General features: G+C 46.2%; 10 protein-coding genes. 4 read left to right on the forward strand and 6 right to left on the reverse strand.

Features of this window, described 5'->3' with window-relative positions:
* Window positions 1-24: 24 nt before the first annotated feature.
* From LEP1GSC061_RS20805 to LEP1GSC061_RS06885, 3 genes are all read left to right on the forward strand, one after another.
* Window positions 25-2,256, forward strand: a complete 2,232-nt coding sequence (locus LEP1GSC061_RS20805; RefSeq protein WP_016544774.1) for a PAS domain S-box protein — start codon at window positions 25-27, stop codon at window positions 2,254-2,256.
* A 102-nt stretch (window positions 2,257-2,358) separates the two neighbouring features.
* On the forward strand, window positions 2,359-4,218 hold the full coding sequence (locus LEP1GSC061_RS06880; protein ID WP_016545057.1) for an ABC-F family ATP-binding cassette domain-containing protein: 1,860 nt from the start codon (window positions 2,359-2,361) through the stop codon (window positions 4,216-4,218).
* A gap of 182 nt (window positions 4,219-4,400) precedes the next feature.
* Window positions 4,401-5,093 carry an Lcl domain-containing protein gene (locus LEP1GSC061_RS06885; protein WP_016544941.1) on the forward strand — a complete coding sequence of 231 codons (693 nt, stop codon included), beginning with the start codon at window positions 4,401-4,403 and terminating at the stop codon, window positions 5,091-5,093.
* Window positions 5,094-5,148: 55 nt separating this feature from the next.
* Here the strand turns inward: LEP1GSC061_RS06885 and LEP1GSC061_RS06890 are convergent, their stop codons facing one another.
* The 6 genes from LEP1GSC061_RS06890 to LEP1GSC061_RS06915 all read right to left on the reverse strand — a co-directional run bounded on the left by LEP1GSC061_RS06890 (window position 5,149) and on the right by LEP1GSC061_RS06915 (window position 16,357).
* Window positions 5,149-7,593 (reverse strand): hypothetical protein, encoded by a 2,445-nt coding sequence (locus LEP1GSC061_RS06890; RefSeq protein ID WP_016545076.1) that lies wholly within the window; start codon window positions 7,591-7,593, stop codon window positions 5,149-5,151.
* A 329-nt stretch (window positions 7,594-7,922) separates the two neighbouring features.
* Window positions 7,923-8,441, reverse strand: a complete 519-nt coding sequence (locus LEP1GSC061_RS06895; RefSeq protein ID WP_016544491.1) for a hypothetical protein — start codon at window positions 8,439-8,441, stop codon at window positions 7,923-7,925.
* A gap of 48 nt (window positions 8,442-8,489) precedes the next feature.
* Window positions 8,490-10,388: a hypothetical protein gene (locus LEP1GSC061_RS06900; protein WP_016544690.1), complete on the reverse strand. Its 1,899-nt coding sequence runs from the start codon at window positions 10,386-10,388 to the stop codon at window positions 8,490-8,492.
* A gap of 33 nt (window positions 10,389-10,421) precedes the next feature.
* A complete protein-coding gene (locus LEP1GSC061_RS06905) occupies window positions 10,422-11,606 on the reverse strand; it encodes an LIC11435 family protein (protein WP_016544488.1) in 1,185 nt (394 codons plus the stop codon).
* Entirely contained in the window at window positions 11,596-13,713 is a 2,118-nt protein-coding gene (locus LEP1GSC061_RS06910; protein WP_016544395.1) for a FecR domain-containing protein, read from the reverse strand. Before LEP1GSC061_RS06910 ends, LEP1GSC061_RS06905 begins: the two co-directional genes overlap by 11 nt.
* Entirely contained in the window at window positions 13,697-16,357 is a 2,661-nt protein-coding gene (locus tag LEP1GSC061_RS06915) for an adenylate/guanylate cyclase domain-containing protein (RefSeq protein ID WP_016544400.1), read from the reverse strand. Before LEP1GSC061_RS06915 ends, LEP1GSC061_RS06910 begins: the two co-directional genes overlap by 17 nt.
* Window positions 16,358-16,573: 216 nt before the next feature.
* Here LEP1GSC061_RS06915 and LEP1GSC061_RS06920 point away from each other — a divergent pair, with 216 nt between their 5' ends.
* Window positions 16,574-17,029, forward strand: coding sequence for a peptidylprolyl isomerase (locus tag LEP1GSC061_RS06920; protein ID WP_040508238.1), 456 nt, complete (start codon window positions 16,574-16,576; stop codon window positions 17,027-17,029).

Below are 17,029 nucleotides of genomic sequence, written 5' to 3' on the forward strand. Positions count from 1 at the left end.
GGACCGTTCGATCCCGGAGTTACGATGGGATTTTCCAAACTCATTCAATGGTTCCGAAACCGTAGACTCCGCTCCAAAATGGAGCAAGAAATTCGGAACCTTGTCCCTGAAGTATCCTACGATTATATTTACCGAGTCGACGTAAGCGAAGACGGAACCCTGAATCTGATCTGGGCCAGCGACGCATTTTTGGCTCTGGCAGGGATCGCTCTTCATGACGGGATCGTAATCCGAGAACCGTCCGATTTTTCCACGTTCCACCCGGAGGATCACCTTCTTCTTCAAGAAAGAATACAGGCGTTGTTGAAAGGTACTGCGAGAACCGACGAATATAGGGTTTACGGTCGGGAAGGAAAGATCTTTTGGCTCCGGGATAGCGGTAGGCCCGTATGGGACGAGAATGAAAAGCGAGTCACGAAAATATACGGAACCGTTCAGGATGTCACTCCTCGAAAGGAAAGCGAGATCGTTCTACAGGACCAACTTTCCTATATCAAAATATTATTAGATAGCACGGAGGATTGGATAATCCGAATCAATCAGGCGGGGAGGGTCCAATACGTGAATTCTTCCGGAAAAAACGAGATAGAGAAACAGTTCGGAATCCGTTTGGACGGGGAGATGAAAGTCTCCTCGTTGGTCGCCGAGGAACACAGGGATATCTTTAACGCGCAATTGGCAAAGGCATTCTCCGGAGAAAAGGTCAAATGGCATTTTACGAAACTTTTTCCTAGCGAGGCTAATTCGGAATTGGAGGCATCCTTCGCTCCACTCTTGAGGGAAGGAAAGATCAAGGAAGTCGTATTATTCTTAAAAGATATCACTCTCAGGACCGTCTGGGAAACGGCATTGCTTTCCAGCGAAGAAAAATACAGACGCTTGGTGGAAGTTTCTCCGGACGGGATAGGTCTTCATGCGGACGGTAACCTAATTTACGTAAACGAAGCAGGATTAAAAATGCTGGGCTACGATTCTTTACAGGAAGTGGAGGGAAAGCCGATCATAGACTTTGTGCATCCGGAATCCAGACCTTTCGTAGGTGAGAGGGTGATCCAAGCTATATTAAAGTCGGAGCCCTTGGAATCTATGGAGGAAAGGTTCCTACGAAAGGACGGTTCCGATGTTTCCGTGGAGGTTTCCGGAGTCGCTTTCGAGCAGAGAGGAAGAAAGTTCATGCAGGTCATCTTTCGGGACATCACCGAAAGAAAGAAAGCCGAGCTGGAATTGAACGAACTCAGAAGAAAGATATTACTGGCGAACGATAGATTACAGGCTATCATAGAGGGTGTAAAAGATTCCATATGCGCGGTCGACATGGACTTAAGGATTATTTCATGTAATACCGCTTTTGAACTCATGGTCTGGAAAGTTTACGGAAAGAGACTGACCGTGGGATATAGAATTACTGACGCGGCCTTGGATAATGAGGAAGAAAAAGAGAGAATCATCAAGAATTGGAGTAGGGCCTTGACCGGAGAGGTATTTCGAGTGGAAAGAAAAATTTCCGGACTCGTAAAAGAGGATGTCGTTCTAGAGATCAATTACAGTTCCATTCGGGACGAGAGCCATAATATGATCGGAGCCACTCAGATTATTCGGGATGTGACTGATCGTTACCAATATGAGGAAACTTTACGAAAATCCTTGGATGAAAAGGAGGTAATGCTCAAGGAAATCCACCATAGGGTGAAAAACAATCTACAAGTCGTATCCAGTCTATTGAGTCTTCAGACCGATTTTGCGGATGATCCCAAGCTTGTGACAATTCTGAAAGAATGCGAAAGAAGGATCCAAGCGATGGCTATGGTTCATAAGGAACTTTATCAGAACGATACGATTGCGGACGCCGATTTCAAAGAATATTTAAATAATTTAATGGTAGCCTTGGTCCAGTCTTTCGGAGCGAATCGAAAGGTGGAGTATACGATAGATTCCGAGGAGATCCGATTGAATTTGGACTCTGCGATCCCTCTCGCTCTCGTTTTCAACGAACTGGTTTCGAATTCACTGAAATATGCCTTCCCAGGGAATCAGGTGGGAAAAATTTTCATCGAGCTTTCCCGTTCGGAAGCGGGATTTTCCATCGTTTTGGGCGACGATGGAGTCGGATTGCCTGAACGTTTCGATGTGAGAAATTCTGACGGACTAGGATTGCAGTTGGTCGGAATGCTACTCAGTAAACTGAAAGCGAAATGGGAACTGCTTCCCGTGGAAAAAGGAACAAGATATAGGATCCAAATTCCCCTCCCGAAATAAACGCCCCCTTTCGGCGGATCCGCCGCCGGATCGATCACTCCCTAATGAATTATCTTAGTTTAGACTTGCGCCATCTCTTCGGTGCCAGACTCTGGAAATGCGATGAACCTGTTATCCGTAGACCGAGTCAGTAAGAGAATCGGAGACAAATTACTTTTCGATCAAATCAGCTTCGGAATAGACGAAGAAGAAAAGACCGGTCTACTCGGAATCAACGGGTCCGGAAAATCCACCCTATTGCGAATTCTTCTAGGCACGGAAGAATGCGACTCCGGAAAAGTGGTAAGAAATAGGGAGCTAAAGATTTCCTTTCTCGCACAATTTCCCACCTTCGATCCGAACCTTACGATATTGGAGCATATTCTTTCCGGCTCCGGAATCCTTATGGAAACTGTTCGTAGATACGAGAAGGCATGTGTCGATCTGGAGAGAGGGGGAGAAGAAGCAGACAGGGAGTATCACTCCGCGATGGAGGAGATGGATCTCCGTCAAGCCTGGGAACTGGAAGCGAAGCTGAAAAATATATTAAGAGAATTGAATATTCCTGACGTGACTCGACGGATGGGAGAACTTTCCGGAGGGATGGCCAAAAAAGTCTCACTTGCACAGGCCCTTACGGAAGAATCCAATATGCTGGTTTTGGACGAACCCACCAACCATTTGGATATAGACGCGATACTTTGGCTCCAGGACTATTTAAAAAGTACGGATAAGGCGGTTCTTCTCGTCACTCACGATCGATATTTCTTGGAGGAGATCGCCAATAGGATTCTGGAAATCGATCGGGGAGAATTTCGAGTCTTTCCCGGAAATTACGATCTATACTTGGAAAAGAAAGTGGAGATGCAGGCCATCGAGGAAAAGGAGGAAACGAAACGAAAATCTTTTCTTCGCACCGAATTGGAATGGCTGAAAAGGCAACCCAAAGCCAGGGGAACCAAACAAAAGGCGAGGACGGATCGTGTGAACGAGGTCTTGGAGAGGAAGAAAGCGGGCAAAGATATCGTTCTGGATATATCCGTTTCCGGCCGCAGACTGGGCGGGAAGATATTAGAATTAAAAAATATACGAAAATCTTATGCCTCACCTCTGATCGACGGGTTTTCCTACGTTTTTAAAGGGAAGGAACGGATCGGTATCGTCGGGCCGAACGGAGCCGGTAAAACCACGCTTTTAAATCTGATTACCGCGAGGGAAAAACCGGATTCCGGGGACGTTTCCGCAGGACTCAATACTTCTTTCGGGTATTTCGATCAGATGGGAAAGGATCTTCCTCCCGCTAAAAAGGTGTTGGATTACGTAAAGGAAGAGATCGCTCCGAGCATTCGAATGTCGGACGGAAGTCTTTGGACTGCTTCCCAATTTTTGGAGAGATTCCTATTTCCTTCTCAATTGCAACAGACGAGGATCGAGAGATTATCCGGAGGAGAAAAAAGGAGATTATATCTTGTTCTTCTCCTTATGAAGAACCCGAACTTTCTAGTCTTGGACGAGCCCACCAACGATCTGGACATTCCCACATTATCCGTATTGGAGGAATTTCTGGACGATTTTCCGGGAGTGGTTCTCGTCGTTTCCCACGATCGCTATTTTATGGACCGGGTGGTGGATTATCTTTTCGTATTCAAGGGAGAGGGAAGAGTCGATCGATTTCCCGGAAACTATTCCGAATATCTGGAATACAGGGATTATGAAGAGAAGGGGACCAAGACAAGCGCTCCAAAGCCGACTGAAAAACAATCGGATAATAAGAAGAAGGGCCTAAGTTACCAAGACAAAAGAAAACTGGAGATCTTGGAAAAGGAGATCCTCTCTTTGGAAACGGAGGAGAAGGAGCTGGTCCAGAACCTACAGTCAAGCGATCCGGAACTTGCCAAAAAATCCGGAGAAAGACTAAGTAACCTGCAAGATGAGTTACAAAGGAAGGTCACTGAATGGGAAGAGCTTGCTTCTAAAGAATAGAATTTGCTCTAATCTAACAATGCTCAGTTGCCCCTTTGTGCCTACGGTTCTATTAAACAGTGTTAAACGAACTAATCCAAAGTAATTAGTTTTTGCCATTGAATATTCCTAATTCTATGATTTTTGTTCCCTAGTGTCGCTCGATGCTTGACGGGAAAAGAACTAGGTGCATCTTCCTGACTATGAAACATCTGACGGTGCTATTCTTATTCTCTTATATTTCTTTAATCAATTGTGGTGGTGGGCCTAGCCAAGATCTAAGCGGCTTACTTTTATTATTGGGAACAGGGGGACCGGCCAATTCATTTCATTGCGGTCAGACGGTAGCAAATCCGGTAAGTTATTCTAGTTATAGTGCATCACTGCCAGCAGTTATCGCTGATAGTTCAGGATTTATATCAGCAACAGGTGGTAATAATTGTGGGACGGCAGCCTTGGTGGACAATGATGATGGTACTGTTACTGATACACAAAATAAATTCTTATGGACTCTTTGCACTGCTTACAATCCAGGCACTATTGCTTTATATGATTACGTTTCTTCGAATTGTAATGCGGGAGCAGTAGTAGCGGCTGATAGAAATATTACGCAGTCCCAAGCGATTGCTTTTTGTGAAAGCTTAACTTTTGCAGGGCATTCCGATTGGATCTTGCCCGATGCGATCCAGTTGGATACTTTATATACTACGAGCAGTCCTTATTCTTTGGATCCATTCGGAACGAAAGAATCCTTAAAAAGACTTAGTGTAGTCTGGACCTCTACTCAAACTGCTGACGGCATCATTCATACATATACAAGCGGAGCAGACCGGTTTGTTGCTGCCGCTAAAACTGCAACAAGTATTGTTAGCTTGATTTGTGTGGCTAAAATCTAATCGTTATTGATTGGCTTAAAGCGCATATACTTTACGTCATCTAACTCAAAAGCTCTTAGAAGCAGGTTGAATCTATCTCAAAAGCTCCTATAGAATAACCAGCAGAGCCGGATGGAGTACTTCCACCTGAAGATGTGGTTCTAGTAACAGGAGAGCCTATGACTGCATCCACTTTATAAATAGGATCAAAGCTATTCAGATAAGCAGACGTTTCCACTCCTCCGAATGCGATATTGCATGGACCACCTGCTGCTGTATTCAGTGACAGCCAAGGTTGGAGGGGAGGATAGCTGTTGAAGCTAGGAGCATCCGTAAAGTTTTGATCCGATCTGACAGTGGAAAGACCATTGTTCATAAACTTATCGCTGAGAAGGGCCAACGCACATAATGCAGTATTCGTAAATACTCCGGAGCAAAGCATATTATATGTTGTTGCAGAGGATTTCACTAAAGTGCCCGCGCTACAAGCGAGATTATTTCCTCGAAACATCGCATTATTTACATTCGGATCTGTTGAGAATTGTGCACAGACTCCGTTGCTTCCTTGAGCGAGAATGAGATTGTTCGCAATCTGCGCGTTCGTTGCTGCTCCGGTTATATAGATTCCGTAATTGGAACCTACGGTAGCTCCGTTAGAATAGATCGTATTTCCCGCTATATAGTGTTTAATTAGAGCAGCCGCATTCTCCTCAGTACGGATCCCATAAGTAAACTTAGAAGTTACGGAAGCATCCGTATATTGTCGGAAATTCATCGTATTATTGATTATTGCTATTAATGAATCCGCAAAATTCACGACCCACACTGAATGGGAATCATTTGCAGCTTTGTCCCCGCTGATCCTATTTCGAAGTAAATAGGCGTTAGAATTAAAACTATAAACCGCAGTAGAGTTTAACGCACCAAAACCTCCTTTAATCACATTCGTATCGATTTGGTTATTAGAAGCAGATGAAGTAAGGTCGATCCCGCCTCGTGTTCCGGTGGAATTCTCGACTCCTAGTCCTCCTTCCCCTCCGGAAATATAATTTCCAAAGACGTATGCATAACTATTCGCATCGCCGTTCAGGAATCGAATACCGAACGCGTTCGGTTTCGTTTCATCCGCAAATATACTAAAACCTTGGACTACATGGGCTTTGGTTGAATCTCCTGCCATCCCGGACGCTGTGATCGTGATCGGGGCACACTCATTCGAGCTTAAAGCTGTTCCCGGACATTGGGCGACTGTCCTATTATCCGCGATCCTACTAGGGGTTAGATCCAAACTTTGGGTGGTGAATGTCGGGTCGAAACTTCCTAAAAGTCTGACTCCTCCGGTAGAAGTGAGAGAGATAGGTGATACGGAACCGGAAATGATATAATTTCCTCCTTCTACAAATACAGTACAAATGCTTGAAGAAGAGCATAGGTTTACGCCGGTCTGAATGGTTTTGCACGAATCGCTAGGATCCATACAACTATTACTATCATTTCCGGAAGTATCGCTTATGAAGTAAACGTCACCTTCCATCATTTTAACGGTCACGGATAGAGCGGCCCCGTTATTTGCCGCTGCCACCGCATCCGCACATCCTGTCAGAGTAAAGTTTACTTGTAGAGGAAAGGTAAAAGCTCCAAAAGACCAGGGTAGAGTAGTCGGCGCAATCCTTGCCCCATTTCCAATATAAGTCACACCGGGACTTCCGCTTGCCATCCCCGCCGAATAAGGAGGACCGCCGCCCGTCGAATCCAATACGCATCCGGTCACAGGACCGGAGAATGTGAAGGTCATTGCCTTGGTAGAAGGCATAAATCCGCCGGCAATCACGCTCGTCTTCATTAGGCTCAAGCAACTGATCTGCAAGTTTACATCCGCACCTGCGATAGTTCCGTTTGCCGGAGAAGTAACAACCTGACAAGTATGGGTGGAGGGAACTGTGGGAACTGATCCGATCGTGATATCGTAAGCTAATCCGTCCCCCACGTCGAAACTTACCGTTCCGTTGGCGGAGGTCGTTTTTAGGTCCGTTCCATTATTATAAATTTGTAAATTTGTAGTGTTTGTGCTGTCTATTCCCGTAACGGCAACATTTGCCTTATACCAGTTTTCCGCACAGTTCACCACGAATGTAGTACTCGCAAAAGTAAGAGTAAGATTCGGGTTACTAATGACACAGGTCTGGGTAGGAGTTGTTGCAGGTTGGGATACGATATTTAAGGTATAAACAATATTCGAATCATAATATCCGCTAAAAGAATTCGTTCCTGCGGCGGAGAAAGTAAGTTGTTCTGCGGTGCTTGCCAATTCCACCACTAAAACGCCTGAGTTGGTCAGACCGTTTACTTGAACATTTAACGGAAAGGAAGAACCGGTTAAATAGGACACGAAATTAGATATATTCATAAAATCTAAAATGCCCGATTTTTTAGGACGGGTATAACAGCCCATCGTGCCCAAAGTGAATAGGATCAGTAGAGCAGAATATGATTTCGGGAGATAATTCTTGAGAGTTATCATATGAATTGCACTTCTAATTCCATTCTTTGAGGTAGAAGATGATAGTTTCCAAAAAGCTTCCGTTTTGGGGATCTTTGTAACGGAATGAGAATACAAATAGGCCCAGAAAGAGGTGAATGGATTCGGGCTTGGACAAATCTATACTGCAGCAAGATTTCGTATCCCCTAATTAAGTAGGACAATCCGGAGCTCAATAAATTTCATCCCAAAATCGGGATCCCTGCTTTAAATTAGCATTTCGAGGGAAATCCAAGACTAGACCCAGGTATAAGACCTGGAGCTTAGAAAGAAAAAATATCCCTTGGGGGATTTCTTTTGGCCGTAGTTTTTCAAGGACTGCAGGTGCTTGCATCGATTTCGATTGCTCCCAAAGTACGGCCGTAAAGTGAAGTGGTCCTAGGGCGGAAAAAGAAGTCGTTATCCTGAATATAGGAGAAGTAGGAATCGATCCCATACCCCACCGAACCGGAGCGAACATCGCAAGGAATATCCTTCAAGATCAGCTCCGGTAAGAAAGCGGTCACTGCCAGATAGGAAGCGGGAGAATTTACGAACGTTACATTCTTACTATATTGTGTCATGTTCGTGAAACCTGCGGGAGGGGCTCCGGCAGGGGAGCAAGTCGCAGGAAAATCCGTAGTGAACTGATAATCGAAAGGGCAGTATGTGGCCGCAGATAGTCCATAATTCAGTAATGTCGTTCCGTAATAATTATTCCCCGCAATTACGCCGCTAAGAAGTTGAGAAGTATCGAAGGCTATGTTCGGTCCGGTGGTATCCGCTCCGAAGAACATATTATTAAAAATTTGTAATACTTGAGAAGTAGGACCCACGAGAACGTTTTCCACCGCCTTGGCGGAAACCGAGCCGTTGCCTGCATAGACCGAGTTATGGACTTAGTAGGAGTTCACGAGTCCGCTAGAGGTGGCCGCAAAACGAATCCCGACGGTTCTTCGGCCTACAGGCGCTCCCGGATTCACATATTGGTAATAATTGATCTGGTTGTTGGCAACTGCGTATCTCCCCAATACGACGTTTCGCATCTCTATTCCGGTAGAATAGGTTGTCGCTAAAAGACCTGCAGAGGATCCGCCGTCGATCAGGTTATTATAAAGGGAAGAATAACCTGCGGCGTTATAATTGGGATTGTCCAATATGGCTCCCGCGGAGATTCCGGATCCTTCTCCTCCGATGATGATGTTGGAGAAGATCTCCACATTATTCGCGTTGGTGACTACGATTCCGTATCTTTCGTCCGAACTATTCGTGACCCCGAGATTTTTTCCGGCGAACATTCCCGTTTTGGAAATCCGGACCTTACCGGATCCGCTATAATTATAAACGAAGATGGGAGCGACCTTTTGCTTGGTAGCGTGTCCATATATTGAAATATTGCTAACTTCTAATATTTCTCCGGATCCTAAGGCGACGGAAGGGGAGATCTCGATGACGGGGCAAAAAGAGGCTCCTAAGAGTAGACTTCCTGGAGTGAGACAAACGGTTCTTGCGTCGCTGATAGACGTTTGGTAGTCCGATCCTTGGGATTGAAAATCTGTGCTAAAACTTCCTACGAGAGAAGTCTTGGCGTTAAGTATAATATTCGTATTCCCGCTTAAGTTGCTGAGAATATAATTCCCTTGCGCGACTAATACGTAGCAAACCTGTCCGGTGGCGTTACATGCGGTGATTCCGTCCTGGATATTGACGCAGGCATTCACGTCCGAGGAACAATCCATCGTACCGCCGACAATTCCGCCGTTCACATACTTCACATTCTGCGCGATCGTTAATTGCAGCTCTACGTTCTTATTTCCATCGTATGCGATTTCTCCTCCCGCCGAGCAACTCTTTAGGCTCAACCATCCTTTGATTTGAGCTCCGGAACCCCAAGTGCTCGTAGGTGAAACGGTGACTACCGTAGTATCTACTACGTTACTGTACGAAATCAGTGCGGAGGAAGTTTGCGGACTGAGATCCGTATATCCGTTTGGCACCGGACCGGAACTAAAGCCGCAACCCGTGACGTTAGGAGTGGAGAAAACGAACTGTAAAGAATTCGGAGCCAAGGCTACGTTTGCAGGGAGTTTGATCGCACTTAGACAATTTACGAATAAGGTGATATCCGAGGTCCCCATAGTCCCCGTAGGAGCGGGACTCGTGGAGGTTTTCATAAAGCATTCGTGGTTACTCGGACTTGCGGCTACAAAGACGGAATAGGAGACGGTCTCACCCACTTGGGTCGGAAAATCGTAAACTCCGTCGCCTGAATTGACGGACAGGGTTTCTATGCTGCTGCCGACTTTATTGGCGAGGATAAGACCTGACGGGTTGGATTGATATACACCGAATACTTTAACGCTGACCTTGTGTTTCGCGACCGCACATTGAACCGTGAAGACTGTTTTTATCGGGGCGGTTGCCGTAGGAGGACTGAAAACGCTACAAGCAACCGGAGGAGTCGTAGTCGGTTGAGTGAGAGTGAGCGATACGGGCAAGCCGGCCTTGTGAGACACGGAAAAATTCTGCGCGCCGTCCGCGGTGAAACTTAAGGAAGGATCTCCGAAAGAATTATCCACAACTAGGGCGCTGGATACGGTAACCGAAGTCAAACCGACTACGTTTACTTCTATGACTCCGGGGGAACCCAGAGCCTGATAGCTCGTTTGCAGGGGAATAAAATCGAATAGGCCGCCTGCGGTAGGGGATTTATAGCAAGCCGCAAGAAACGAGCATAAAATCCCACCTAAGAGCAAATATGCGATTTTTAACGATAAATGTCTTGGGAAGGATTTCATGTTTCTTTCCGGGCTCTAAGAGAATAACAATCCTTACCAGGAAAATTGAGCGCCGAATTCCATTCTTTGAGATAAAACAGGGGAGCCGGAACCCGTGTAGGAACTCCAACGCTCCGATTCCGGAACGTTTCTAAACAGAGGGGAAACTGTAACCGGGGCGTTCGTCCCTTCCACTAGGATCTGTTTCGGTCCGGAAATGAACCCCGCATCCAAAAGATTCACTAAATAGAATAAGCCCACGACTCCGATCGCAACTTCCAATTGACCGAAGTTTGCGGAAGCTGCGGAATATTTGGGCGAGATTTGCATGTAATTCATGAAGGCGAGATTGAATAAGGTCGGATCTCCCGTCTGGAGAAAGGCGGCGTTCAGAAGAATATTATTCGATCTAGCCGCATCCAATGAGTGGACCGAGCTTAAGTAAGTGCTTCCCTGGAAAGCGGCGTATGAGCCCGCTCCGATGATCAATGCCGGAAAGACGAAGGTATGCAGTTTGGATTTGTTTTGATAGGCTTGTCCCCAACCTGGGAGTACTGCGGATCTGGCTGCCGCGCCGAAATCGAAAAAGCTGGAAGAGGAAGAAACCTTGGAACTTTTTTCCTCTTCTAATTCCGCCAATTGTTCCGGAGTCTCCGCTAGTAGGAGATAATTGTCCTTTTCGGCGACCTTGTTTCTAGGGTTCTCGATCCGGAGAGAAATGGCTCCCTCCGGTGCCTTCCTCTTATCTATCGTAACGACTATGGTCTCGGAATCCTTGACTTCCATGGACTTAATCGGGATCTCGTTTCCTTTAGAATCTTTTAATGTGATTTTGGTGCCGTCCGTGAAATGCTTTCCTTTGATTTCCAAAGTGTCCGGAAGATCCTTGTTTAGGAATTTACTTTGGGAGGCGGCGAGAATTTCGGGCTTCTGAGAGAGAATAACGTCGAACGGAATCCAAGTGGAAAATACGGAGACTCTTCCGTAGCGATTCAATACTCCTATCCTATGTTCGTAGGTTCCCGGAGGGAGTACGACTTGGATCTGAGTGGCGTTGGTTTTCTCTCGGGTGATTTTTCCGCGAGAATCCTTGATCTCGACTACGTAACCGCCCGCATCGGGAATGGGTTTCCATTCCAACTTTACACCTTCTTCTTTCGCAAATAAAGGTACGGAGAATAATAGGATTCCGAGGATCCAGAAAATTCTTTTGGAGATATATAAGACTCTACTCGACATAGAATTCCTTAGGAGTAAGAACCTCTGGCGCTTTCAGAGTCGCCGAGATCACCACTTCGAAATCTCTGGAAAGCGGAAGAGTGGTGCGTGCGGCTCCCGAGGAGTCCCGGTATTTCGCGCTCAATCTCCACTGGTATTTTCCCTCTTTCAATCTATATAACTCTCGGAAATCGAAAGATTCTCCTCGAATTTCCTTTTTGAACACGGTTTTCCAGGCTTTTTTATTCGACTCTAATAATTCCAGAATATAAGAATCCGCTTTTCCTTCCGATTCCCAGTAGAATGCCAAACTTTCCTTCTCGTCCAAATCCACCTTGTCTCCATCTCTAGGATAGGACGGGGTTACAAAAGGAGCCGAATCCAAGGTTTTGAAAGCGGCGACAGGACTTACGATAATCGTATCTCCCTCAGGGGATAGAAGAGACACTCTCCAGTAATAATTCCCGGGGCCCGGCAGATCCACGGAACCGACTCCCGAGCGAATATTCGTATCGGTAACTTTGGAGCCGAAATTGGCTTCCCGGGAGACTTCCAACTTATAGGTTCCGGTAGGATCCGGTCTGTCCCATCTAAAGGATAGTTTTCCGTCACTCGGATGACCTAACTCCGATCCGTCCTTAGGAAATGCGAGTCTCATGGGGAGAAGAGGCTTGAGAACGAAACGATTCACTGCGGAAGAAATCTCTCCCTGGCTCACTAAGTTCGCACGAACTCTCCAATAATAGGTGTTCTCTTTCCAATCATATTCCGGTTTTATAAAGTTAGCCGTAGTATTCTTGGAATAAATCACGCTTTTGAAATCCGGATCGGAAGCTATTTCGAGGATATAGGATTTGAATTCCTTGTTGGAACTCCAACTGAAGAAGGATCCGTTTTTGAATATACGGATTCCTATTTCTTCTCCCGCCAAAGGTTTGAGAAGTTGAGGAGGTTCCGCTTGGGTCAGTTTCCTGACGGAGAATGGGACGGGATCCGAGACTAATTCAGTAAAGCCCTCTCTTTCGGAGAACATCCTTACTCTTGCGAAGAATTGTCCCTCCGGTTTGGGATCCCATTTTGCGAATCCTACGTTAGAGTCCGCCGAATATAATATTTGTTTAAAGCCTCCGTCCTCGGAGACTTCCAATTTATACTTGGATCCGGGATCGTTCGTGGACCATTGGAATCGAATCGGCGCCAAGTTTGCAGAATAAGAGAATACTTCCTTGGAGGTGGGGGAGAGGAGTCTGGGCTTGGACCAGGAAATGAGTCGGAAATTTTTGGAGGAACTGGACTCTTCCTTACCCGATTGAGGATTCTTTCCTATGACTCTCCAATAATAGGAACCGCCGGTTAAGGATACGGAAGTATTGGTCGCATTCGTATTCCATTTCTTGAGTCCTGTTCTGAATCCGGAGTCCTTGGCCAACTCCACTCTGTAAGACTTCACTCCGGGAGCAGGCTTCCAACTTAGGCCCAGGTTTGCGGTTTCCGTCTTAACGGGAATATTGGATTTATCGACAGGACTGATCGTTTCCAGATTTAGGGAGTGCACTTCCACTTTCCCGCCTTGGACGTCGGCGGATTGATTATTACTTACTACGCTTTCTCCCGAGGCGGAGGCGACTTTTGCCTCTCCCTTCTTGACCTCAAGATTGAGTCCCTTGTTATCGTCGGAAGAAAGTTTTACGTCGGAATTTCCGAGAGAGATCTTAGTATCTCCCGCGCTGATCTGCAGTTTGGCTCCTCCTCCACTACTCGTGGCGGAAAGGGAACCGGACATAAAGCTGATTTTGTCCGTGTCTTCCACGAGGATCATGCTTCGTTCATCCAAACGGATCTCGGCGGAATTCTCTCCGTCCGTGAAAAGAAGCACGGCTTCCGAGCCTTCTTCCGTGCGAATGGTATCCTTATAGCGGATCGGATCGGATTCGTCCAATTCCTCCCACACCACTTCGGAATCCAATTTTCTTAATATTTTAAATTGCTTGGACTTGAGCTCGCCTACGATTTTGTTCGTTCCTGTCTTGGGGCCGGCGTTTGCGTACAGATATAAGAGGCCGGAAAAGAGAAACAAAAGTAGAAGTAGAGCGGTGACGACATATCTGCCATCAGTCAAGTATCTCATACTTTAATTCCTCTTCCTCGTCCCCCGCCTTGGCCTTTTTCTTGGTATCGTATTCTATTCCCAAACGCTTTCTGAGATCTTCCAGATTTACGGGACGATCCGGATCGTCCTTTCTACCTAAGACTGCATAAATGGTCTGGGGTTCTTCTTTACCTTTAACTTTGATGGACTGCATTTTTTCGACTGCGAAGATATTTCTTACATGATCGTACAGATCCTGAGTGATCAGTATATCCGTTCCGAAAGGTTTGTTCAATGCTTCCACCCGAGAAGCGAGGTTTACCGCGTCTCCGATCACGGTGTATTCCAATCTTTCTTCGGAACCGATTTGACCGGCGATCACGGGACCGAAATTCAATCCGCATCCTATTCGAATGACCGGTTTTTTGTCTCCACCTCGCCCCTGATTGAATCTTAATAATGCGGTTCTCATCATGAGAGCGCCGTTCACGGCATTCTCCGCATCCGCGTCCGTCGTTCTCACCGCTCCCCAGGTAGCCATGATCGCGTCTCCGATGAACTTATCCACGATCCCGTGGGTGTCGTTGACGCAGCGGACCATTTCCGTCATGTACTCATTTAAAAATTCCACGACTTCTTCCGGTTGCAGTTTTTCCGAAATTGCGGTGAAAGAGCGGATATCGGAGAAGAAGATGGCGCACATCTTCCGCTCTCCTCCCAGAGTGAGTTCTTTGTTCAGAACCATCTCCGCGATTTCCTTGTTTACGAAACGACCTAATGCGTCCTTTACCTTTTCCCTTTCTTCCAATCCTTTGCCCATGTTCACGAAGTAATCGGTGAGAATTCCGATCTCGTCTCTGGTGGTGGATTGGATTCCGATTCTGAAATTTCCTTTCGCGATCTCGATCGTAGCGGATAGAAGTTTGAGAATAGGGACCGTGATGTTTCTTGCTAAGAAGAATACGATGATCAAGGCGATGCAAAGAGCGATCGCCATGATGAGAAGATTCTTCGTCTGGATTCTGTATACCATCTCGAAGACTTTTTCTTCGGGAACAGTGACTATGACTCCGGAACCTCCGAATCCCATCTTCTGATAGGAACCGTAATATTTGGTCTTAGTGCCATCTTCATAACGAGTCTGTTGGCTATCCTCTCTAACGGAAGAAAGCATGGTCTCGAAGATGGGAAGATCAGACCAATTCGTTTGGGATGCGAGTAGGGGTAGATCGTGATGCGCGATCAGATCTCCGTCGCCGTTGACTAAGAAAGGAACGTTAATATCCTGTTTTTGGAATGCGGATAATAATCTCTCCGATCTCAGAACGTAAACCAGTAAGGATTTACTCGTATTATCGTAAACCGAAATGGAAAAGGCAGGTTCCTTGAAATAAGCGGTAAGATTGTCTATTCTTCCTTCGGACTGGATAGTCTTTAGAAAAGAGGACTCCTTTTGCTCAATCGCGGTGTCCAATTCTTCCCTGTTGGAGGAGATACCTTCCAGATAGGAATCGTTGTATAGAATGATTTTCTTACGTAGATGTTGGTCCTGAACGGAATAGATTCCGACTAACAAAAAGTCCGGTTCGTTTTTGAAGAATAGATCCGCATAAGCTCCGGGACCCTTAGGATCCAGAAGTTTCTCTACTAAGGTTTTACCTTTGTCTCGTATATCCTTTAGATCCGATTTGATCTTGATCCCTAGGATATTCACGAGGGAAAAATTCGTCTCCAATACCCGAACTTCGTAATTCTTTTTGAATTCGCTGGAAGCGTAAAGAATGACTGTGGAAACGGTAACGGTTAATAGGAGAGAGATGACTCCCATCAACTTCAATTGCAAAGGAAACTTTGCACTGGCGCTCGGATCCCTCGGTTCCGGAGGAGGAGGCGGATTCTCCTTCTTTACTTCGGAGACTTTGGCTTCTTTCTTGTCCGGCTGCTTCGCTTCCTGAGTAACCGGTTCCGGTTCCTGCTTTTCCTTATTCTCGGAAAAGACTGTATCGAAGGAAATTACCGGTTTGGTTTGTATATCGTCGAAATGATCTTCGTGGTCCCGCAGGGATCTTTTCGATCTTCCTCCGGAAGAAGAATGGCCGTTTTCATTTTGGAATCTTCCTAATTCGATTCCGGAGGCGGCGAGAGGTAACTCTTTTAGGAAAACGGAAAATTCTCCTCTTGGTGTGTCGGGAATTTCCCGAGGAGCTTTTTTGCGGGAAACATAAGAACGGAATTCGCCTAATAATTCCCCTTCGGACTCTCCGGAAAGAGACGGGAACCAAGCGCTTAATTCTCCTAAGGCCAGATGGGGGTGAGAAGCGAGAACCATTTTGGAAAGGATGATCTCCCATCTTTCCATGAGTTCGGGAGGAATTAGAAAGAGTATGTTCGATTTTCCGGCGGAGGAAATCAATTTCCAGGAGGAAAGAAAGACGGACTCGTTGGTCTCGGGGCCCGGAGGGACCTCCAGAGCGAAGAGTTTCCATTCTCCGGAATGTAGTACCTCCTCCAACTCGGTTACGAGCGGAGAGCCTTTCTCGGAAAAGACGCAGACTACGGATTTGATTTCTCGGTCCGTCCAGGTCTGTAATAAACCCGCGTCCCTGATTTTATCTGGAGCCGCAGTCCAGAATGCGACGGAACCGTTTGGGCCGAGTGGGATGTATTTAGTAGATGAAGGCATTGAAAATAATATCTGCTCCGCTAATTCCGCCAGCTATAGGAAAAGAAAAAAAAGGAACCGTCTAGCGGAAAGTAGATTCCGTAAATCCTCTGTTAAATTATCGGAACTAAGGCCCTATATATTGAAAACAAGTCTAGGCCAGAACTCCGTCTAGAAAATACCGGAATGAGTTGATTGCTCGGATTCCTTTTAAATCCTGGATCCCCAGAGGCAAACATGGCAGTCGCAAAATTTTTGACAAATAGGGGAAACTTCTCCGTTTTATTGGATGAGGAGAAAGCTCCCGTCACTGCGGGAAATTTCATCGAATTGGCCAGGAAAGGGTTTTATAATGGCCTGATCTTCCATAGGATCATTGCAAATTTTATGATCCAGGGGGGCTGCCCGAATGGCTCCGGAACCGGTGGACCGGGGTATAAGATTAAGGACGAATTCCATCCGGATCTGAAAAATAAGAAATTTACCATCTCCATGGCCAATGCGGGCCCGAATACAGGCGGTTCCCAATTTTTCATCAATGTTCGGGACAATCTCTATCTGGACAATCGACACGCGGTGTTCGGTCATGTGTCGGAGGGAGAGGACATCGTCCAAGCCATTTCCGAAACCCAGACCGGACCGGGAGATCGACCCATCCAGCCAGTGGTAATCGAATCTATAGAAATTGTCTAA

The organism is Leptospira wolffii serovar Khorat str. Khorat-H2, assembly GCF_000306115.2.
Classification (GTDB): Bacteria; Spirochaetota; Leptospiria; order Leptospirales; family Leptospiraceae; genus Leptospira_B; species Leptospira_B wolffii.

Coding starts and splice junctions, on each gene's coding strand:
- LEP1GSC061_RS20805 (WP_016544774.1), top strand. CDS start 25: ATGGGATTTTCCAAACTCATTCAATGGTTCCGAAACCGTAGACTCCGC.
- LEP1GSC061_RS06880 (WP_016545057.1), top strand. CDS start 2,359: ATGAACCTGTTATCCGTAGACCGAGTCAGTAAGAGAATCGGAGACAAA.
- LEP1GSC061_RS06885 (WP_016544941.1), top strand. CDS start 4,401: ATGAAACATCTGACGGTGCTATTCTTATTCTCTTATATTTCTTTAATC.
- LEP1GSC061_RS06890 (WP_016545076.1), bottom strand. CDS start 7,593: ATGATAACTCTCAAGAATTATCTCCCGAAATCATATTCTGCTCTACTG.
- LEP1GSC061_RS06900 (WP_016544690.1), bottom strand. CDS start 10,388: ATGAAATCCTTCCCAAGACATTTATCGTTAAAAATCGCATATTTGCTC.
- LEP1GSC061_RS06905 (WP_016544488.1), bottom strand. CDS start 11,606: ATGTCGAGTAGAGTCTTATATATCTCCAAAAGAATTTTCTGGATCCTC.
- LEP1GSC061_RS06910 (WP_016544395.1), bottom strand. CDS start 13,713: ATGAGATACTTGACTGATGGCAGATATGTCGTCACCGCTCTACTTCTA.
- LEP1GSC061_RS06915 (WP_016544400.1), bottom strand. CDS start 16,357: ATGCCTTCATCTACTAAATACATCCCACTCGGCCCAAACGGTTCCGTC.
- LEP1GSC061_RS06920 (WP_040508238.1), top strand. CDS start 16,574: ATGGCAGTCGCAAAATTTTTGACAAATAGGGGAAACTTCTCCGTTTTA.